This window comes from Janthinobacterium sp. EB271-G4-3-2 (assembly GCF_020858035.1).
GTDB lineage: Bacteria > Pseudomonadota > Gammaproteobacteria > Burkholderiales > Burkholderiaceae_D > Janthinobacterium > Janthinobacterium aestuarii.
This window is the reverse complement of record NZ_JACYMG010000017.1, coordinates 1-17,650: the sequence shown is the minus strand read 5'-3', so window position 1 is coordinate 17,650 and position 17,650 is coordinate 1. Positions and strand designations below refer to the sequence as shown.

Genomic DNA, 17,650 nt, shown 5'->3' with positions numbered 1-17,650 from the left:
TAGGATATCGCGATGAAAACCACGGGCTTCAATTACCGCCATTTGTACTTCTTTTGGGTGGTCGCCAAGGAAGGCGGCGTGACGCGCGCGGCCGAACGGCTGGGATTGGCCGTGCAAACCATCAGCACGCAGCTGGCCCTGCTGGAAAAGGAGCTGGGCAAATCCCTGCTGCAGCCGCAGGGACGGCGCTTGGTGCCGACGGAAGCGGGCCGTCTGGCGCTCGGCTATGCGGACCAGATTTTTTTGCTGGGCGAGCAGATGCAGGATGCGCTGGCCGATGCGGACGCGGAAAAGATGCGTTTGACGGTGGGCATTTCCGATTCCCTGCCGAAACTGATGGCCTACCGCATGCTCGACGCCACGCGCAGCCTGGACCAGCCCGTCAAGCTCGTGTGCCTGGAAGATGAATTCGAATCCTTGCTGGCCGACCTGGCCCTGCACAAGCTGGACCTGGTCTTGACGGACCGCGCCGTGCCGGCCGGCGCCAGCCTGCGCGTCTCCAGCCACCTGTGGGGCGAGAGCGCCATGAAGCTGTTCGGCATCCCCGCGCTGGCGGAACAATACCGCGACAATTTCCCGCACAGCCTGCATGGTGCGCCGTTTCTGCTGCCCGCGCGCAATAACGCCTTGCGCGGGCGCATCGACGAATGGATGGTGCAGCAGGGCGTGCGCCCCGACGTGGTCGGCGAATTCGAGGACAACGCCATGCTCAACGCGTTTGGCCGCAAGGGCCTGGGCCTGTTCTTCGCGTCCGCCAGCCTGGCGGCCGATATCGAGGAACAGTTCGGCGCCGTGCTGGTGGGCGACGCCTCCTCGCTGCGCGAGCAGTTTTATGTGATCTCGAACGAGCGCAAGATCATGCATCCGGCGCTCGACGTGATCCTGGCGGCCATCCAGGGCCACCCGAAGATTCACAAGGAAACCTGATAAATCCATTCGAAAATAACGTTTGAATAATCAATCAAAAGCGATTGTAATAAAGCCTGAGACAAACACGCGCCCGGCCCTCGCCGGAAGGGCGCGATCACCATAAAAAACAGGAGCGGCACCATGTCCACGGCAGGCAAGACGATCGATATTCCCGATCTCATCAATAACAACAAGATCGGCTCCTTCCAGATCGGCATGCTGATCCTGTGCGGGCTGTGCGTCATCATGGATGGCTTCGACGTGCAGGCGATGGGCTATGTGGCCCCGGCCATCATTGCCGACTGGCATGTCAGCAAGGCCAACCTGGGCCCCGTGTTTGGCGCGGGCCTGCTGGGCATGCTGGTCGGCTCGCTCGTCTTCAGCATCACGGCCGACAAATTCGGCCGCCGCCCGGTGCTGATCGGCTCGACCATTTTCTTTTCCCTGTGCATGCTGGTCACGCCGCTGGCAACGACCATCGAGCAATTGCAGCTGATCCGTTTTATCACGGGCCTGGGCCTGGGCGCCGTGATGCCGAACGCCATGGCGCTGGCCGGCGAATACAGCCCCCTGCGCAAGAAAGTCACCTTGATGATGCTGGTCTCGTGCGGCTTTACGCTGGGCGCCGTGCTGGGCGGGCTATTGTCCGCCGCGCTGATTCCCGCCTTCGGCTGGCAATCCGTGTTTTACGTGGGCGGCGTGGTGCCGCTCATCATCGGCGTGCTGATGTTCTTCCTGCTGCCGGAATCGATGCAATTCCTCGTGCTCAAGAAACGCAAGCTGGACAAGGTCGCCAAGTGGCTCAAGCGCATCGACCCGACGGTAAACATCACGGCCGACACGCAATACCTCGTGCATGAGAAGGAACACAAGGGCGCGCCCGTGCTGCAATTGTTTACGGGCGGCCGCGCGAAGATGACGATTCTGTTGTGGGTCATCAACTTCATGAACTTGCTGAACCTGTATTTCCTGTCGAACTGGCTGCCGACGATCGCCAAGGAAGCGGGCCTGTCGACGGCCAACGCCGTGCTGGCCGGCACGGCCCTGCAAGTGGGCGGCACCATCGGCACCCTCGTCATGGGCCAGCTGATCGACCGCTCGAGCTTCCGCCGCATCCTGCTGCCGTGCTTCCTGGTCGCCGCCGTGGCCATTGCCCTGATCGGCCGTCCGGACGTGTCGCTGGCCTTCCTGTTCATCACGATTTTCATCGCCGGCTTTTGCGTGGTGGGCGGCCAGCCTGCCGTCAATGCTCTGGCGGCCAGCTACTATCCGACCACCCTGCGCTCGACGGGCATCGGCTGGAGCCTCGGTATCGGGCGCATCGGCTCCATCATCGGCCCCGTGCTCGGTGGCGAGCTGATCCGCCTGAACTGGCCCAACAGCACGATTTTCCTCGTCGTCGCCATCCCGGCCATCGTCTCTGCCGTCATGGTCTTTGCCATGCGCGGCGGGCCGCAAGCGGCCCCCGCCAAGGTAGCGGCCTGAGGCCGGCGCATCGGCGATTGAACCGTACGCCGTCATAAAGTTGCATGTTTTATACTCAAATGCTCATCCATTTCAGTGAACCGACATGACCAATCTTGCCAATGACGGCGCCGCAACCAGCCTTCTGGAAGCAGCCTGAACCCAGCGCGAAGAAACGCTCTACACAGCCCTGTTCGGGGACCTGGGACCGGGCATCTACCCGCTCGACCTGTCCCTGTTCGAACAGATGTTCAACTGCACGCAAGTCGATCCGCGCTGGTTGCATATCGGCGTGTTCGAATGCCCGCCGACACCCGCGCGGCCGCACTGGCTCTACGTGTCGTCGGGCCTGTCCAATCCATGGGACGACGAACCCGATGCGGAGGAAGAGTGGACGGGACTGGGCCGCGAACTGCTGCTGGAATGCCCGCAGCAGTCGCCATGGGCGCTGGCGCTGGTGCGCAGGTTCGCCGCTTACCAGATGCTGCTGGCGGCTGGCCGCTTCGGCGACCAGGAACCGCTGGACGCCTGGGACCGCATGTCGATTGGCGGCCCCATCGATGGCCAGCAGTCCGCGCTGAGCGCCATCATCATGGTGCCCAGCGAACATTACCCGGAAGAATATGCACTGGTCTCGGGAAAATTTGCCTTCCTGCAGATTATCGGCCTCAGCGCTGCCGAGCTGGCGCATGGCCGCGCGCACGACTTCGAGGACTTGTTGCAGACGCTGGGCGAACAGGGCGCCGCGCCGCTGGTCGACGCCGCACGCCGCAGCATCGTGTAAAACCGCAGGGCCGATTCGCCGGAAATTAGGATACTGCGCCCTTCGTCGTTTAAGATGACGTTTTACCAGCCCATCTTCAGCGCCCCCATGCACAATGTCTTGCTAGTCCTGCTCGCCCTCTTCCTGGTCGCGCTGAACGGTTTTTTTGTTGCCGCCGAGTTTGGCATCGTCACCTTGCGGCGCACGCGCATCCGCGCCATCGCCAAGACGCAGGGACTGCGGGGCCGCATCCTGGCCAAGGTGCATGGCCAGCTGGACGCCTACCTGTCCGCCTGCCAGCTGGGCATCACCCTGGCATCGCTGGGCCTGGGCTGGGTCGGCGAACCGGCGTTCGCCGGCCTGCTCGAGCCGCTGTTCGGCGCCGTCGGCGTCACCTCGCAAGAGCTGATCCACGGCGTGTCCTTCGTCGTCGCCTTCAGCGTGATTTCCTTCCTGCACATCGTCGTGGGCGAACTGGCGCCCAAATCGATGGCCATCCGCAACCCGGAAGCCGTCGGCCTGTGGAGCGCGATTCCCCTGTACGGTTTTTACTGGACCATGTATCCGGCCATCTTCCTGCTCAACGCCAGCGCCAACTGGGTGCTGCGCCTGGCGGGCCTGTCCGGCAAGGGCGGCCACGACGCTCATTATTCATCCGAAGAATTGAAACTGATCCTGCGCACCAGCCAGCCCGGCGAAAAGTTTACGCGCGACGAGCGCAACATCCTGGCGCAGTCGCTCGATTTCGAACAGATGACGGTGTCGGACCTGATGCGCCCGATCAATGAAGTGATCGCCCTGCACGCGTCAAGCACGCTGGAAGAAAACCTCGACACGGTGCTGCGCAACCGTTTCAGCCGTTACCCGTACTTCGACACGAATGAAGACGACGTGCTGGGCGTGGTGCACCTCAAGGATCTGTTCTTTGCCCAGCAGGCGGGCAAGCCGATCACCTCGCTCACGCCGTTCCTGCGTCCCGTGGACATCATTTCCGCACGCACGCCGGCGCTGGAACTGTTCCGGCGCTTCCGCGACGGCGCCCCGCACTTCGCCCTGATCGGCGAAAAGGGCAAGCGCCCGCTGGGCTTCATCACCCTGGATAACCTGCTCGGCGCCATGGTCGGCGAAATCCGCGATGAATTCCGCCGCAATGAAAACGACTGGCTCAAGCAGAGCGACGGCACCCTGATCGGCAAGGCCAGCCTGCCCATCTTCTCGCTCGAACGCATCCTCGGCATCGATATCGAAAACGAGGAACTAGGACTGGATGACGTGGAATCGGTGGGCGGCTTGATCATGGTCAAGCTCGGCGACATTCCGAAGCAGGGCCAGCGCATCACCTTTGTCGACTTCGACATCGTCGTCAAGAAGATGAACGGGCCCCGCATCGTGCTCATTAAAGTGATCCCGAAGCAGGAGCGGGACCTGGATGCGGATTTAAGAGATTAATTACTTCTTGCTCGTCAGCGTATCTTTGCCCTGCGGCACGGTGGTCTCGCCCACCGTCCATGTTTGCAGCAAGCTGTAGAGCACCGCCAGCAGGGTCGGCCCGATAAAGATGCCGACGAAGCCGAAGGCCAGCACGCCGCCCAGCACACCGAGCAGCACGAGCAAAAATGGCAGGCTGCTGCCGCGGCTGATCAGCATGGGTTTGACGACGTTATCCACACCGCTGATCAGCAAACCGCCCCACACCAGCATGAAGATACCCCAGCCCGTCTGGCCGTCATTGAACAGCCAGATGGCGGCGCCGCCCCAGATCAAGGGCGGGCCGACGGGGATCAGCGAAAAGATGAAGGTGGCCACGCCCAAGAGGGCCACGGCCGGCACGCCGGCGATCAAAAAACCCGCCACGGCCACCAGCGCTTGCGCCAGCGCCGTGCCCAACAAGCCGTACATGACGCCGCGCACGGTGCGGCTGATGGTCAGGCCCACGCCGGGCGCGCTGTCGCCGATGATGCGGCCGGCGCCCGTCATCAGGGCACGGCTCAGCTGCTCTCCGTCGCGGTAGAGGAAGAAGCTGACGAAGACGGCCAGACTGGTCTGCGCCAGGCCCGTGCCCAGCAGGATGCCGCCGGAAGCAAGGAAATGGCGCGCCGGTTCCAGCATCGTCTTGCCTAAATTGAGTAATTCCTCGCGGTCAGCGAGCAGGCGATCCACGTAGCCGGCGATGGTTTCGCCCACCACGGGAATGCTGGCCAGCCAGGCCGGTGGATGCAGGCTGCCCGTTTCCAGCGCCGCGCGCAGCTGTTCATAGATGCGCGACACATTGTCGGCCAGGTTGTAGGTGACGAGGGCCAGCGGCAGCACGATGACGAGCAGCAGCGACAGGGTCATGATGGCGGCCGCCCAGTTGCGCCGGCCTTTCAGGCGTTCGAGCAGCAGCAGGTACAAAGGCCAGCTGGAAATGCCCACGCAGGCGGCAAACAGCATGGCTGCCAGGAAGGGCCGCAAGACGAAAAAGCAGCCGATCAACAAAAAGATGATGGCTGCCAGGCGGGCGTGGGGCTCGAAACGTTTGTCCATGTACTGCATGTCCTGAAGATGGCGCCTAGCGGCGCGACCGGATCAGGATAGCAGAAGTTTAAGATCGTGCGCGATGGCGGCCGGCTTTTCGCCGTGGCGCACGAACAGGCGGATCTTGCCGTCGCGGTCGAACACATAGGTGCCGGCCGTGTGGTCGACCGTGTAGCTGCTGTCCGTCTCGCCCTCGACCTTGGCGTAATACACCTTGAATTCCTTGGCCACCTTGGCCGTCGCGGCCGCGTCGCCATACAGGCCGACGAAGCGCTTGTCGAAGGCCGGTACATATTCGGCCAGCAAGGCTTGCGTGTCGCGCTCGGGGTCGACGGTGACGAACAGTACTTGCACCTGGTCCGCCTGCGGGCCCATTTCCCGCATGACCTGGGCCATGTCGGCCATGGTGGTGGGGCACACGTCCGGGCATTGCGTGTAGCCGAAGAACACCAGCACCAGCTTGCCCTTGTAGTCGGCCAGGGTGCGCGGGTGGCCAGTGTGGTCCGTCAGCGCGAACTCGCGCGCGTAGCCGAGGCCCGTCACGTCCGTATTCTTGAAGGCCAGCTTGGTCGCCGCAGGCTTGCCGCAGCCGGCCAGGACGGCGACCAGCGCGGCCGCCAACAACAGGGTCAGGTATTTTTTCATGTGCCGATAGGAATGTAGTGGTCGACCAGCAAGGCCGCGAACAGCAAGGCCAGGTAGATGATGGAAAACGTAAACGCCTTGCGCGCGATCAAGTCCGTGTAGTGGCGGTACATCTTCCACGCGTAGTACAGGAAGCCGGCGTTGAGCACCACGGCCGAGGCCAGGTAGATCAGGCCGCTCATGCGCACGGCGTACGGCAGCAAGGTGGTGGCGGCCAGCGCGATCGAGTACAGCCAGACGTGGAATTGCGTGAATTTCAAGCCGTGCGTGACGGGCAGCATGGGCAAGCCCGAGCGCGCGTAATCGTCGCGGCGGTACATGGCCAGCGCCCAGAAATGCGGCGGCGTCCAGACGAAAATGATCAGGACCAGCAGCCACGCCTGCATCGGCACGTCGTTGGCGACGGCGGCCCAGCCCAGCGCGGGCGGCATCGCGCCGGACAGGCCGCCGATGACGATGTTTTGCGGCGTGGCCGGTTTGAGCACCATGGTGTAGATCAGCGCATAGCCGACAAAGGTGACAAAGGTCAGCCACATGGTCAGCGGATTGACGAGGTGATACAAAATCGCCATGCCCAGACCGCCGATCACCAGCGCGAACACCACCGTCTGTTTCACCGTGATGTCGCCCATGGCCATCGGACGGCGCGCCGTGCGGGCCATGCGCGCATCGATCTCGCGCTCGGCCAGGCAATTGACGGCAAACGCGGCGCCCGCCAGCAGCCAGATGCCGATGGTGCCGAACACCACCGCGCGCCAGTCAGGCAACTCCTCGCTGGCCAGGAACATGCCGATGACGGCGCAAAACACGGCCAGTTGCGTCACGCGGGGCTTGGTCAGCGCCCAATACTGGGCGATGCGGGGGGATGGTTTACGGCTGATGGTCTGAGTAGTCATTTATGCGATACGGGAAGGACTGGCTGGTGCCGAGGGCACTGGCGCGGAGGCGCAAGCGCGCTGAACATTGCGCGCAACATCGAGTTGGAATTTAGCCTTGTAGTTTAACATGGTCAGCAATAACACGAGCAGCGCCGCCCCGCCGTTATGCAGGACGGCAATCGACAATGGCCAGCTCAGGTAGATCGTCGCCAGGCCCGTGGCCGCCTGCAGAACCAGCACCAGCGCCACCCAGCGTGCCGTGCCGCGCAAGGACGGCAGCTTCCATGCGCGGAACACGGTGTAGCCGATGCCGGCCACCACGATGAAGGCGAAATTGCGGTGCACCCAGTGGATGGCCGTCAGCGCGGAAAACGGCAAGTAATGGCCGGCGGCCGTCTTGCCCAGTTCGCGCCACAGATGGAAACCATGCTCGAAATCCATCTCCGGAATCACCTTGCCGCCGCACAGGGGGAAATCCGTGCAGGCCAGGGTGGCGTAGTTGGTGCTCACCCAGCCGCCCAGCGCGATCTGCACGGTCAACAGCACGAGCGAAAAGGTGGCCAGCGCGCGCACGGGGCGCAGCACGGCAGCGTCCGCATCGGCGCGCAGCAAGGGCTTGACGGCATGGTCCTGGCGCCCGCCCAGCCATGTGAGCATGGCCAGCAAGCCCATGCCCAGCAGCAAGTGAATGGTGACGATCACCGGTTGCAGCTTCAATGTCACGGTCCAGGCGCCGAACGCGCCCTGCAGGCAGACGAACAGGAACAGCGCCGTGGGCAGCCCAGGCGCGAACTCGGCACGTTTGCTCTTTCTCCACTGGCGCCACGCCTGCACCATCATCGCCACGATCAAGACGCCTATGGCCATGGCCAGGTAGCGGTGCGTCATTTCGATCCACGCTTTCACCACCGTCACGGGGCCCGTCGGCATCAGGGTTTCCGCCGCCACGATGTGCTCGTGCGCGAGGAAAGGATTGGCCGAACCATAGCAGCCGGGCCAGTCGGGGCAACCGAGGCCGGAATCGGACAGGCGCGTAAAACCGCCAAACATGATCAGGTCGACCGTCAAAAAGACGGCGATCCACACGAGCTTGCGGTATTTATTGGCGTCCGCGGACACCCAGACCATGGTCAAGGGCAGCAGCGCCACCAGCAGACCCGTCAAGCCCAGCTGGGCCAGCGCGGAGAGATGCATCGTCGGCATGCGGACCCCTCAACCGATCGCCGAAGCTTTGAGCAGCTTGGCGATGTCTTTCTTGATCTTGTTCGGGTCAGCGTCTTTCGGGAAGCGCATCATCAGATTGCCCAGTGGATCGATCAGGTAGAAATGGTCGCTGGTCTTGCCGCCCGGCTCCACGGGCAGCCACGCTTTCAAGGCGTCGCTATTGACCCTCAGCATGCTGGTGCCGTCGAATTCGCGCATCACGAGCGTGTCGAGCGGCTGGGTATCCGTCACCAGCCAGACCCGTTCCAGGCGTTCGCGTTCCTTGCCCTGCATGAGACGCAGTTGTTGCATGTCAAACAATTGCTTCTTGCATGCTTCCTGACAATCGGACGGCCCTGTCTGCAACAGCACCCACTTGCCCTTGAATTGCGCCAGCGGCGAGGCCTTGCCGTCCAGTTCCGTCACCTGCAGCTGGGCTTCCGGAATCGGGTACAAACGCGGGTCGATCAGGGCGCCGTAATTGTTGCGGCCCGTGGGCTTGATGATGTAATACGTGAAATACGAGGCGATGATGGGAAACGCGCACACGGCCACGACGGCCAGCAGTTTCCACCGTCCCGTATTCTGTGCCTGTTTATTGCTGCTGTCTTGCGTTGCTTCAGGGTTGTTTGTTTGCACGTCGAAATCCTGTAAAGACAAAAAATAGAAAAGCCATCAGTGCCAGTGCGTACCACTGGAATGCATAGCCGCGGTGCTTGTCGGCGCCCAGGTCGGGCGCCGGCCAGTCGCGCACGGGAAGCTGGCTGGACGCTGGCGCCGCTGCTGTCGAATCAACTGTTTGTTCGAGAATGAATGGTTGCAAGGCCAGGCCGCTGGCCCGGGCCAGCTGGCCGATATCGGCATTTTGCACGATGGCGTGCGGCGCCAGGGCCGGCGCCGTGCCCAGCTCCATCACATGGCCCGCGTTCAGGCGCGCGATGCCCGTAATGGTGACGGTGCCGGCCGGCGTCGTGTAATCGGGGATGCGCGTGCGCTCGGCATTGTTACGCGGCAACCAGCCCTGCGCCATGAGAACGTGCATGGCGGAACCGTCGATCCGGAATGGCGTGAGCACATGAAAACCGGCCTGGCCCTTGTAGGGACGGTTGTCCAGGTAGACCGTCCAGGCCGGAATAAAATGGCCCGTGACGGTGATCCTGCGGTATTCGATCGCTTGCGCGTCGGCCGGCAACATGCGGTCGGCCGTCAAGGACAGCGGCGCGGCCTGGTTGCCCGCTTCCAGCCGGGCGGCGCGCGCGACTTTCTCGTCGCCACGGCGCTGCTGCCATTGCGCCAGCGACACGCCCAGCGCCACCAGTAGCAGCATTACAACAAATGGAATCCATCTAAAATGGAAGCGGATACGCATTACAATGAAACCTCCTCAAGCCTGGCGCTACCATCCATGAAAATCCTCGTTGCCATCGCCTTCATCCTGATCCTGGGCAGCCTGGGCTCGGCCCTGTTCTTCCTCATGCGCGACAAGGGCAAGAGCAACCGCACCGTGCAGGCGCTGGCCCTGCGCGTGGGCTTGTCGATCACCCTGTTCCTGCTGATCCTGCTGGCGCACAAGCTTGGCTACATACAGCCGACGGGCATACATTAATCCTCTTCTTGCCTGATTGGCAAATTCTTCACGCTAAGAAAAAAGCCGTACCCAGGATGTCCCGGTACGGCTTTTTTTATGGTGCAGGCGCAAGCGCTAACCGCGCGCGCCCTGCCCCGCCATTATAACCAATACACGACCACGTACAGGCCCAGCCAGACGACGTCGACAAAGTGCCAGTACCAGGCGGCGCCTTCGAAGCCGAAGTGGTGTTCCGGCGTGAAGTGGCCTTTCAGCACGCGGTACAGGATGACGGACAGCATGATGGCGCCCAGGGTCACGTGGAAGCCGTGGAAGCCCGTCAGCATGAAGAAGGTGGCGCCGTAGATGCCGGACGTCAATTTCAAGTTCAATTCGCTGTAGGCGTGCATGTATTCGTAGACCTGGAAGCCCATGAAGATGGCGCCCAGCAAGATCGTTGCGAACAGGAACAGGGCCGTCATGCCGCGGTGGCCGGCGCGCAGCGCGTGGTGCGAAATGGTCAGGGTGACGCCCGACAGCAGCAGCAAGGCCGTGTTGATGGTCGGAATCCAGAACGGCGTCATGGTGGTGAATTCCTGCACCGTGCCGGCCGGGCCCGTATTGCCCCACTGAGCGGCGAAATCAGGCCAGATCACCTTGTGGTCGAGGTCGGCCAGCCATGGCATCGAGATGCTGCGCGCATAGAACAGGGCGCCGAAGAAGGCGGCGAAGAACATGACTTCGGAAAAGATGAACCAGCTCATGCTCCAGCGGAACGAGTGGTCGATGCGCTCGCTGTACAGGCCCTGCTCCGATTCGCTGATGGCGTCGCCGAACCAGAAATACAGCACCAGCAGGATGCCGGCCAGGCCCAGGTAATTGACGTACGGGCCCCAGGAGACGTCGTTGACCCAGGCCGAGGCGCCGATCATGGTCAGCAGCAGGCTGGCGCCGCCCAGCATGGGCCAGCGCGACGGGCCGGGCACGAAATAATAAGGTACGGCGGCGTGGTTGGAACTCATCATCATCTCCTCAAAAACTTATAGGGTGGTTTTTTATAATTTATAAAACGACGAATTTAACAATTGAAATCAGGATGCCGATCAGGCAAGCCACCACCAGGAAGCCGGCGATGACGATGTGCACGGGATTGAGCTTGGCCGAATCCGTGTCGAAATCGCTCTTGCGGCGCAAGCCCGTGAACGACCACACGACGGCCCGCAGCGAATACAGGAACGACGCTTTTTCAGGCTGCTTGGATTCGCCCATGCCACTCTCCTATTGGACGGCCGGCGTCTGAGCCTGGCTCAGACCGGCAATCTCGAAAAACGTGTACGACAGCGTGATGGTTTTGACCTCTTTCGGCAGGGCCGGATCGAGGAAGAACACCACCGGCATCTGCCGCGCTTCCTTGGCCTTCAGGGTCTGCTGCTTGAAGCAGAAGCATTCGACCTTCTTGAAATGCGGCGTGGCGCTCTGCGGTGCGTAGCTGGGGATGGCTTGCGCGTTGACGACGCGGTTTTGCGTATTGACCACTTCATACATGACGGTCACCAGTTCGCCCGGATGCACCTGCATGCTCGAGACGGTCGGGCGGAAGCGCCATGGCCCCTGCGCATTGCCGTCGAATTCGACGGTGATGCTGCGCGTCGTGTCGACCTGCGTATTGTTGTCGTAGGCCACCGTGCCATCTTTTTGCGTCAGCACGTTAATGCCCATCACTTCGCAAATCTGCTTGTAGACGGGAATCAGGGCATAGCCAAAGCCGAACATCAGCACGGCAATGACGAGCAGCTTGCCCAGCATCTTGCGGTTCAGGCCGCGTGTTTCCTGTTGGATTGGCGTCGTCACGTCAGAGCCACATGCGCTTGACGAACACGGACAGGAAGAAGAAGGCCGCCAGGCCCCCCAGTATCAGTCCGGTACGCAGGTTGTTCGGTTTTTTACGTTCGGTCATGACAGGCACTTTATTCAAGACGGGCCGCGCAACACGCCGGCCCGGGATACCTCATTTCACGGTCGGCGGCGTTTCAAACGTGTGGAAAGGCGCCGGGCTCGGCACGGTCCATTCCAGGCCTTCCGCGCCTTCCCATGGTTTCGCCGGCGCAGCCTTGCCGCCGCGGATGGTCGGCAGGACCACGAAGAACAGGAAGTACACCTGCATCAGGCCGAAACCGAAGCCGCCGATCGAGGCGATCATGTTGAAGTCCGTGAACTGCGCCGGATAGTCGGCGTAGCGGCGCGGCATGCCGGCCAGACCCAGGAAGTGCATCGGGAAGAAGGTCACGTTGAACGTGATCAAGGACAGCCAGAAGTGGATCTTGCCGCGCGTCTCGTTGTACATATGGCCAGTCCATTTCGGCGACCAGTAGTAGAAGCCGGCGAACAGGGCAAACAGCGAACCGGCCACCAGCACGTAGTGGAAATGCGCCACCACATAATAGGTATCCTGCAGCTGGATGTCGATTGGCGTGACGGCCAGGATCAGGCCCGTGAAGCCGCCCATGGTAAACACGAAGATGAAGCCGACCGAGAACAGCATCGGCGTCTCGAACGTCATCGAGCCCTTCCACATCGTGGCGATCCAGTTGAACACTTTCACGCCCGTCGGCACGGCGATCAGCATGGTCGCGTACATGAAGAACAGCTGGCTCGTCACCGGCATGCCGGTGGTAAACATATGGTGCGCCCAGACGATGAAGGACAGAATCGCGATCGAGGCCGTGGCGTACACCATCGACGCGTAGCCGAACAAGGGCTTGCGGGCAAACGCGGGCAGGATCTGCGAGACGATGCCGAAGGCCGGCAGAATCATGATGTAGACCTCGGGATGACCGAAGAACCAGAAGATGTGCTGGTACATGACGGGGTCGCCGCCGCCTGCCGCATTAAAGAACGAGGTGCCGAAATGGCGGTCCGTCAAGGTCATGGTGATGGCGCCGGCCAGCACGGGCATGACGGCGATCAGCAGATACGCGGTAATGAGCCAGGTCCAGCAGAACATCGGCATTTTCATCAGGGTCATGCCCGGTGCGCGCATGTTCAGGATGGTAACGATGATGTTGATCGAGCCCATGATGGACGAGGCGCCCATCAGGTGCATGGCGAAAATCGCCATATCCATGCCAGGGCCCATCTGCGTCGACAGCGGCGCATACAGGGTCCAGCCGGCAGCCGTGGCGCCGCCCGGCACGAGGAAGGACGTGGCCAGCAGCAGCGCGGCCGGCGGCAGCAGCCAGAACGAGAAGTTGTTCATGCGGGCAAACGCCATGTCGGACGCGCCCACTTGCAGCGGGATCATCCAGTTGGCGTAGCCGACGAAAGCGGGCATGATGGCGCCAAACACCATCACCAGGCCGTGCATGGTGGTCAGTTGATTGAAGAATTCTGGGTGGAAGAATTGCAAGCCTGGATGAAACAGTTCCGTACGGATCATCAGGGCCAGCACGCCGCCCGACAGCAGCATGATGAACGAGAACCACAGGTACAAGGTACCGATATCTTTATGATTGGTGGCAAACAGCCAGCGGCGGTAGCCAGTCGGGTGGTCGTGGGCATGGTCGTGATCGTGACCGGCGTGGTCCAAGGTGCTAGTGCTCGTGCTAGTACTCATATGCGGCTCCTAATTACTTGCGTGCAGCCACGATTTCGGCTGGTTGAACGATGTTCTCTGCGGCCTTGTTCGACCAGGTATTGCGCGTGTAAGTGATCACTGCGGCAATTTCCGTGTCGGACAGCTGTTTCCAAGCTGGCATTTCAGCGGGATACTTGCCGCTCTTTTGCCCGTTCAGCAAGATGTGTATCTGATCCGCTTTCGGACCGTTCACCACCGCCGAGCCGTCCAGCGGGGCGAACGCACCGGGCACGCCCTTGCCTGTCGCCTGGTGGCAGACCACGCAGTTGGCCGCATACACTTTCTCGCCCTTGACCTTCAATTCGTCGATGGTCCACACCTTGCTTGGATCATCAGCCAATGCCGCCATTTCCTTTTGTTTTACATCAACCCAGGCCTTGTAGTCATCGGCTGATACGACCTTGACGACGATGGGCATGAACGCGTGTTCCTTGCCGCACAGCTCGGCGCAATTGCCGCGGAAGGTGCCGATATGGTCAGCCTTGAACCAGGTGTCGCGCACGAAGCCGGGAATCGCATCTTGCTTCACGCCAAAGGCGGGCACGGACCAGGCGTGGATGACGTCGTTGGCCGTCAGCACCACGCGGATCTTCTTGTTGACCGGCACGACGACTTCGTTATCGACTTCGATCAGGTAGTTTTCACCGCGTTTTTCCGTCGGCGGCGCGCCTGGCGCTCCCACTTGCGAGCGCGGCGTGGCCAGGTTGGAGAGGAAGGAAATGCCTTCACCCTCGCCTTTCAGGTAGTCATAGCCCCATTTCCACTGCATGCCCGTGGCCTTGATGGTGATGTCGGCGTTCGACGTATCCTTCATGCCGACGACGGTGCGCGTGGCAGGCAGGGCCATGCCGATGACGATCAGGAAAGGCACGACGGTCCAGGCGATCTCGACGGTGGTGCTTTCGTGGAAAGTGGCCGGTTTGTGGCCCAGGGACTTGCGGTGCTTGAAGATGGAATAAAACATGACGCCGAACACGGCCACGAAGATCACCAGGCAGATGATCATCATCAGGGTGTGCAAATCGTAGATTTCATGGGCGATCTGTGTCGCCGGCGGTTGCAGATTCATTTCGAACGGCACGGGACCGCCGGTGCCGGGATAGGTGCCGGCAGCCGGTGCCGCCGTGGCCCATCGCCCGATGCCAAACGCTGTCAAAGACAGCCCGAGCAGCAACGATTGAAGTCGCTTTGCATGTGTCATGTTTTCCCCAACCACCCAAAAAATAATGATATTTTAAACGGCTGCGGACTTCTCCGTACTGGACCGCTGCCGCTCCTCCATGAAAGCAACACGGCCGGAATGCGGCCATGTGCGTCAAGCACCAGCGAATTCCATGCTGGCTGCCGCAGCAAAAACGGCGGCGCGCAACCATGCTGGAACCCTGTTTTTCTTCCCCACATCGAAATGGCCTCGTGTGGAAGATGGTTACTATACTAATGCAGTAACTTCGAATTCGTCTCGCTTTGTTTTTTTTATTTTGTATGCAGCCCTTGTTTTTTCTACTTAACAAGCTGACAAACAATCAACGATTATAATCAAGTAAACTTGAATCCATCAAGCAATAATCGGCTTTGTGCGCACCCTTCTCCCGGCCGCCGCGCGCTTTGCAACGCTTGCTGCAACATTAACGCGCGGATGCCGACCAAGTGTCGGTTTCTTTGCGCTTTTATTTGGGTTTGCGCGGCAAGTCGAATCGAATGATGGCTTCCCCGTTGCGCGTCACGCGCGGTGCGGGACGGAAGGCGTGGCCATAGATCACCTCGAAACTCAGGCCCAGCTTGCCGTCGGGGCGGCGCGTTTTTTCCAGCGCGGCCAGCATGCGCTGCCAGGCCGCCTTGCCCATCAGGCCGCGGCGGCGCGTGGTCAGCGGGTTGCCGCCAAAGGCGCGCACGTCCGCCAGCAGTTTTTCCGCCGTGTCGTAGGTGACGGTGATGATCTCCATGTCCAGCACGGGCGTGGAAAAGCCCGTCTCGACGAGCATGTCGCCAAAGTCGTGCATGTCGACAAAGGGCAAGGCGTGCGGATATAAATCGGCCTCGGCAAAGGCGTCGCGCACTTCGCGGAAGGTGTCGGGGCCGAAACAGGAAAACATCAGCAAGCCGTCCAGGCGCAGCGCGCGCCGCCATTCGGCGAACACGCGGTCGGGCTGGGCATGCCAGTGCAGCGCCAGGTTGGACCACACGAGGTCGATGCTGCCCTGCGCCAGCGGCAAGTCGCCGAGGTCGCCGCACAGCAAATCCACGCCCGCCTTGGACGGCAAGAGTTTGCTGAGGAACTGGTTCAAACTGGCCAGTTTCGACGCGGGCGCGCGCGCCGCCTGCATCATCGCTTGCGCCGCATCGAGACCGATAATCTGCGCGGCGGGATAATCCTTTTGCAGCTGCGCCAGGTCCGCGCCAGGGCCGCAGCCGGCGTCGAGCACGCGCAAGGGCGTGATTTTCACCAGCTCCAGGCGTTCGTGCATGCGCGTTGACACTTCACGGCGCAGGAAGTCCGATGGCGCGACGCGCGCCGGACGGGAAAAGAAATCGCGTACTTGCACCGCATCGATGGGCGCACTCATTTTGGGCGGACTGGTGGGAACTGGCATGTTGAAACCGGTGAGGTGAGATAATGTCGGCAGTGTACATGGAACGACGCCATCGCGATGCGGACCGCCACCCAGCCCCGCCTTGATGCCGCCTGGCAGGCGCTGCGCCAGTGGCTGGGCGCCACGGTGCTGCCGGCCCAGTGCGCGCTGTGCGGCATCGGCTGCCCGCAAGTGCTGTGCCCGCCCTGCCGCGCGCAGTACCTGGGGCAAGGACGCGGGCAACTGCGCCACCGCTGCCGCCAGTGCGCCAACCCGCTCGCGGACATCGAGGTGGCGCTGCTGTGCGGGCGCTGTTTGCGCCACAGGCCCGCGTATGACGCCGCGCTCGCGGCGTTTGATTATGCGGCGCCCGTCGACCAGTTGCTGCTGCAGCTGAAATTCGGCGCGCGCCTGGCGCTGGCGCCCCTGTTGGCAGAACTGCTGCACGTTGCCATTCAGCAACAACCAGAGTGGGAAGCGCCGCAGCTGCTGTGCCCCGTGCCTCTGGGCCCGGCCCGGCTGGCCGAGCGGGGCTTTAACCAGGCCCTGGAAATTGCCCGCCCGCTGGCGCGCCTGCTGGACGTAGCTTTACAGCCCCGCCTGTCGCTGCGGGTGCGCGAAACCCGGGCGCAAAGCGGCGTGGCGCCGCAGGAACGGCAAGCCAACCTGGCGCACGCGTTCGCCATCGCGCCGGAACACGCGCCGTTATTGCAAGGATGTCATGTCGGCATCGTCGACGACGTGATGAGCAGCGGCCATACCGTCAACGCCCTGGCCGCCGCCTGCAAAAGCGCAGGCGCGGCCAAGGTCAGCATACTGGTGGTGGCGCGCACGCCGCCACGCTAGCATCACTTATAAAGGAGAGCATTTTGTTTCACGTTGTTTTGGTAGAACCTGAAATCCCGCCCAATACGGGCAACGTCATCCGCCTGTGCGCGAACACGGGCGCGCAGCTGCACCTGGTCGAACCGCTGGGCTTTCCGCTCGACGATGCCAAGATGAAGCGCGCCGGCCTCGATTACCATGATTACGCCAACATGAAGGTGCACAAGAACTGGGACGCGTTCCTGGCCGACACCCAGCCCGACCCGGCCCGCATGTTCGCCATGACGACACGCGGCTCGCGCCCGTTCGGCGACGTGGCCTTCCTGCCGGGCGACGTGTTCGTGTTCGGTTCCGAAACAAAGGGCCTGGACCCGGCCCTGCGCGACGGCTTTCCGGCGGAACAACGCATCCGTCTGCCGATGCGGCCGGACAACCGCAGTTTGAATCTGTCGAATACGGTGGCTGTCGTCGTCTACGAGGCCTGGCGCCAACACGGCTACCAGGGCGGCGCGTAGGTCGGATTAGGCCCAAGGGGCCGTAATCCGACAACATTGTTGGCGTTAGTGGTGTTGTCGGATTACGCGGGGCTTTACCCCGCTAATCCGACCTTGTATTATTCCCCTCATGCCGTTCGTGGTATTGCGAACGGTATCGACCGCTGTCAACATCTTGGTA

At 61.8% G+C, this 17,650-nt stretch carries 21 protein-coding genes; 8 read left to right on the top strand and 13 right to left on the bottom strand.

The features are described 5' to 3' along the window. The first annotated feature begins 12 nt into the window (after positions 1-12). From nhaR to IGS55_RS25970, 4 genes are all read left to right on the top strand, one after another. Positions 13-927: a transcriptional activator NhaR gene (nhaR, locus tag IGS55_RS25985; protein WP_230519081.1), complete on the top strand. Its 915-nt coding sequence runs from the start codon at positions 13-15 to the stop codon at positions 925-927. A 123-nt stretch (positions 928-1,050) separates the two neighbouring features. Further along, positions 1,051-2,394 (top strand): MFS transporter, encoded by a 1,344-nt coding sequence (locus IGS55_RS25980; protein WP_230519082.1) that lies wholly within the window; start codon positions 1,051-1,053, stop codon positions 2,392-2,394. Between the two features lie 226 nt (positions 2,395-2,620). Then, complete coding sequence (locus IGS55_RS25975; RefSeq protein ID WP_230519083.1) at positions 2,621-3,157, top strand: suppressor of fused domain protein; 537 nt, start codon at positions 2,621-2,623, stop codon at positions 3,155-3,157. An 87-nt stretch (positions 3,158-3,244) separates the two neighbouring features. Further along, positions 3,245-4,585 carry a hemolysin family protein gene (locus IGS55_RS25970; protein ID WP_230519084.1) on the top strand — a complete coding sequence of 447 codons (1,341 nt, stop codon included), beginning with the start codon at positions 3,245-3,247 and terminating at the stop codon, positions 4,583-4,585. Here IGS55_RS25970 and IGS55_RS25965 read toward each other — a convergent pair whose 3' ends face one another. The 6 genes from IGS55_RS25965 to IGS55_RS25940 are packed head-to-tail and all read right to left on the bottom strand — an operon-like array spanning position 4,586 to position 9,706. Beyond that, on the bottom strand, positions 4,586-5,662 hold the full coding sequence (locus IGS55_RS25965) for an AI-2E family transporter (protein ID WP_230519085.1): 1,077 nt from the start codon (positions 5,660-5,662) through the stop codon (positions 4,586-4,588). A 42-nt stretch (positions 5,663-5,704) separates the two neighbouring features. Beyond that, a complete protein-coding gene (locus IGS55_RS25960; RefSeq protein ID WP_230519086.1) occupies positions 5,705-6,298 on the bottom strand; it encodes an SCO family protein in 594 nt (197 codons plus the stop codon). Beyond that, positions 6,295-7,194 carry a heme o synthase gene (cyoE, locus tag IGS55_RS25955; RefSeq protein WP_128141325.1) on the bottom strand — a complete coding sequence of 300 codons (900 nt, stop codon included), beginning with the start codon at positions 7,192-7,194 and terminating at the stop codon, positions 6,295-6,297. Before cyoE ends, IGS55_RS25960 begins: the two co-directional genes overlap by 4 nt. After that, positions 7,195-8,370 carry a COX15/CtaA family protein gene (locus tag IGS55_RS25950; protein ID WP_230519096.1) on the bottom strand — a complete coding sequence of 392 codons (1,176 nt, stop codon included), beginning with the start codon at positions 8,368-8,370 and terminating at the stop codon, positions 7,195-7,197. An 18-nt stretch (positions 8,371-8,388) separates the two neighbouring features. Further along, positions 8,389-9,018 carry an SCO family protein gene (locus IGS55_RS25945; RefSeq protein WP_230519087.1) on the bottom strand — a complete coding sequence of 210 codons (630 nt, stop codon included), beginning with the start codon at positions 9,016-9,018 and terminating at the stop codon, positions 8,389-8,391. Next, complete coding sequence (locus IGS55_RS25940) at positions 8,999-9,706, bottom strand: SURF1 family protein (RefSeq protein WP_329958167.1); 708 nt, start codon at positions 9,704-9,706, stop codon at positions 8,999-9,001. The genes IGS55_RS25945 and IGS55_RS25940 overlap by 20 nt, the downstream gene beginning before the upstream one ends. A gap of 78 nt (positions 9,707-9,784) precedes the next feature. On the opposite strand from IGS55_RS25940, the gene IGS55_RS25935 reads away from it, so the two are divergent. Continuing rightward, positions 9,785-9,985, top strand: a complete 201-nt coding sequence (locus tag IGS55_RS25935) for a twin transmembrane helix small protein (RefSeq protein ID WP_034748996.1) — start codon at positions 9,785-9,787, stop codon at positions 9,983-9,985. A 122-nt stretch (positions 9,986-10,107) separates the two neighbouring features. Here the strand turns inward: IGS55_RS25935 and IGS55_RS25930 are convergent, their stop codons facing one another. The 6 genes from IGS55_RS25930 to coxB are packed head-to-tail and all read right to left on the bottom strand — an operon-like array spanning position 10,108 to position 14,781. Beyond that, the gene (locus IGS55_RS25930; RefSeq protein ID WP_070305721.1) at positions 10,108-10,968 is read right to left on the bottom strand and encodes a cytochrome c oxidase subunit 3; all 861 of its coding nucleotides are present in this window, start codon (positions 10,966-10,968) and stop codon (positions 10,108-10,110) included. Positions 10,969-11,008: 40 nt separating this feature from the next. After that, entirely contained in the window at positions 11,009-11,215 is a 207-nt protein-coding gene (locus tag IGS55_RS25925) for a DUF2970 domain-containing protein (protein WP_034749002.1), read from the bottom strand. Positions 11,216-11,224: 9 nt separating this feature from the next. After that, positions 11,225-11,797, bottom strand: coding sequence for a cytochrome c oxidase assembly protein (locus tag IGS55_RS25920; RefSeq protein WP_128141322.1), 573 nt, complete (start codon positions 11,795-11,797; stop codon positions 11,225-11,227). Between the two features lies 1 nt (position 11,798). After that, positions 11,799-11,903, bottom strand: coding sequence for a cytochrome oxidase small assembly protein (locus tag IGS55_RS25915; RefSeq protein ID WP_223278996.1), 105 nt, complete (start codon positions 11,901-11,903; stop codon positions 11,799-11,801). 51 nt (positions 11,904-11,954) lie between these two features. Beyond that, on the bottom strand, positions 11,955-13,559 hold the full coding sequence (ctaD, locus tag IGS55_RS25910) for a cytochrome c oxidase subunit I (protein ID WP_219330106.1): 1,605 nt from the start codon (positions 13,557-13,559) through the stop codon (positions 11,955-11,957). A 13-nt stretch (positions 13,560-13,572) separates the two neighbouring features. Beyond that, entirely contained in the window at positions 13,573-14,781 is a 1,209-nt protein-coding gene (coxB, locus tag IGS55_RS25905) for a cytochrome c oxidase subunit II (RefSeq protein ID WP_230519089.1), read from the bottom strand. A 79-nt stretch (positions 14,782-14,860) separates the two neighbouring features. Between coxB and IGS55_RS25900 the strand changes: the two genes are divergently transcribed. Next, entirely contained in the window at positions 14,861-15,088 is a 228-nt protein-coding gene (locus IGS55_RS25900; RefSeq protein ID WP_128141319.1) for a hypothetical protein, read from the top strand. Between the two features lie 159 nt (positions 15,089-15,247). Here the strand turns inward: IGS55_RS25900 and IGS55_RS25895 are convergent, their stop codons facing one another. Next, positions 15,248-16,144, bottom strand: coding sequence for a methyltransferase domain-containing protein (locus IGS55_RS25895; RefSeq protein WP_230519090.1), 897 nt, complete (start codon positions 16,142-16,144; stop codon positions 15,248-15,250). 84 nt (positions 16,145-16,228) lie between these two features. Between IGS55_RS25895 and IGS55_RS25890 the strand changes: the two genes are divergently transcribed. Both IGS55_RS25890 and trmL read left to right on the top strand, forming a co-directional pair. Beyond that, positions 16,229-16,996, top strand: a complete 768-nt coding sequence (locus tag IGS55_RS25890; protein ID WP_230519091.1) for a ComF family protein — start codon at positions 16,229-16,231, stop codon at positions 16,994-16,996. 23 nt (positions 16,997-17,019) lie between these two features. After that, a complete protein-coding gene (gene trmL, locus IGS55_RS25885; RefSeq protein ID WP_058050745.1) occupies positions 17,020-17,490 on the top strand; it encodes a tRNA (uridine(34)/cytosine(34)/5-carboxymethylaminomethyluridine(34)-2'-O)-methyltransferase TrmL in 471 nt (156 codons plus the stop codon). Positions 17,491-17,650: the final 160 nt, after the last annotated feature.

What these genes read in the sequence shown, in the direction of transcription:
- nhaR (WP_230519081.1), top strand. Translation starts at nt 13, where the DNA reads ATGAAAACCACGGGCTTCAATTACCGCCATTTGTACTTCTTTTGGGTG.
- IGS55_RS25980 (WP_230519082.1), top strand. Translation starts at nt 1,051, where the DNA reads ATGTCCACGGCAGGCAAGACGATCGATATTCCCGATCTCATCAATAAC.
- IGS55_RS25975 (WP_230519083.1), top strand. Translation starts at nt 2,621, where the DNA reads ATGTTCAACTGCACGCAAGTCGATCCGCGCTGGTTGCATATCGGCGTG.
- IGS55_RS25970 (WP_230519084.1), top strand. Translation starts at nt 3,245, where the DNA reads ATGCACAATGTCTTGCTAGTCCTGCTCGCCCTCTTCCTGGTCGCGCTG.
- IGS55_RS25965 (WP_230519085.1), bottom strand. Translation starts at nt 5,662, where the DNA reads ATGGACAAACGTTTCGAGCCCCACGCCCGCCTGGCAGCCATCATCTTT.
- IGS55_RS25960 (WP_230519086.1), bottom strand. Translation starts at nt 6,298, where the DNA reads ATGAAAAAATACCTGACCCTGTTGTTGGCGGCCGCGCTGGTCGCCGTC.
- cyoE (WP_128141325.1), bottom strand. Translation starts at nt 7,194, where the DNA reads ATGACTACTCAGACCATCAGCCGTAAACCATCCCCCCGCATCGCCCAG.
- IGS55_RS25950 (WP_230519096.1), bottom strand. Translation starts at nt 8,370, where the DNA reads ATGCATCTCTCCGCGCTGGCCCAGCTGGGCTTGACGGGTCTGCTGGTG.
- IGS55_RS25940 (WP_329958167.1), bottom strand. Translation starts at nt 9,706, where the DNA reads ATGCTGCTACTGGTGGCGCTGGGCGTGTCGCTGGCGCAATGGCAGCAG.
- IGS55_RS25935 (WP_034748996.1), top strand. Translation starts at nt 9,785, where the DNA reads ATGAAAATCCTCGTTGCCATCGCCTTCATCCTGATCCTGGGCAGCCTG.
- IGS55_RS25930 (WP_070305721.1), bottom strand. Translation starts at nt 10,968, where the DNA reads ATGAGTTCCAACCACGCCGCCGTACCTTATTATTTCGTGCCCGGCCCG.
- IGS55_RS25925 (WP_034749002.1), bottom strand. Translation starts at nt 11,215, where the DNA reads ATGGGCGAATCCAAGCAGCCTGAAAAAGCGTCGTTCCTGTATTCGCTG.
- IGS55_RS25915 (WP_223278996.1), bottom strand. Translation starts at nt 11,903, where the DNA reads ATGACCGAACGTAAAAAACCGAACAACCTGCGTACCGGACTGATACTG.
- ctaD (WP_219330106.1), bottom strand. Translation starts at nt 13,559, where the DNA reads ATGAGTACTAGCACGAGCACTAGCACCTTGGACCACGCCGGTCACGAT.
- coxB (WP_230519089.1), bottom strand. Translation starts at nt 14,781, where the DNA reads ATGACACATGCAAAGCGACTTCAATCGTTGCTGCTCGGGCTGTCTTTG.
- IGS55_RS25900 (WP_128141319.1), top strand. Translation starts at nt 14,861, where the DNA reads ATGAAAGCAACACGGCCGGAATGCGGCCATGTGCGTCAAGCACCAGCG.
- IGS55_RS25895 (WP_230519090.1), bottom strand. Translation starts at nt 16,144, where the DNA reads ATGAGTGCGCCCATCGATGCGGTGCAAGTACGCGATTTCTTTTCCCGT.
- IGS55_RS25890 (WP_230519091.1), top strand. Translation starts at nt 16,229, where the DNA reads ATGCGGACCGCCACCCAGCCCCGCCTTGATGCCGCCTGGCAGGCGCTG.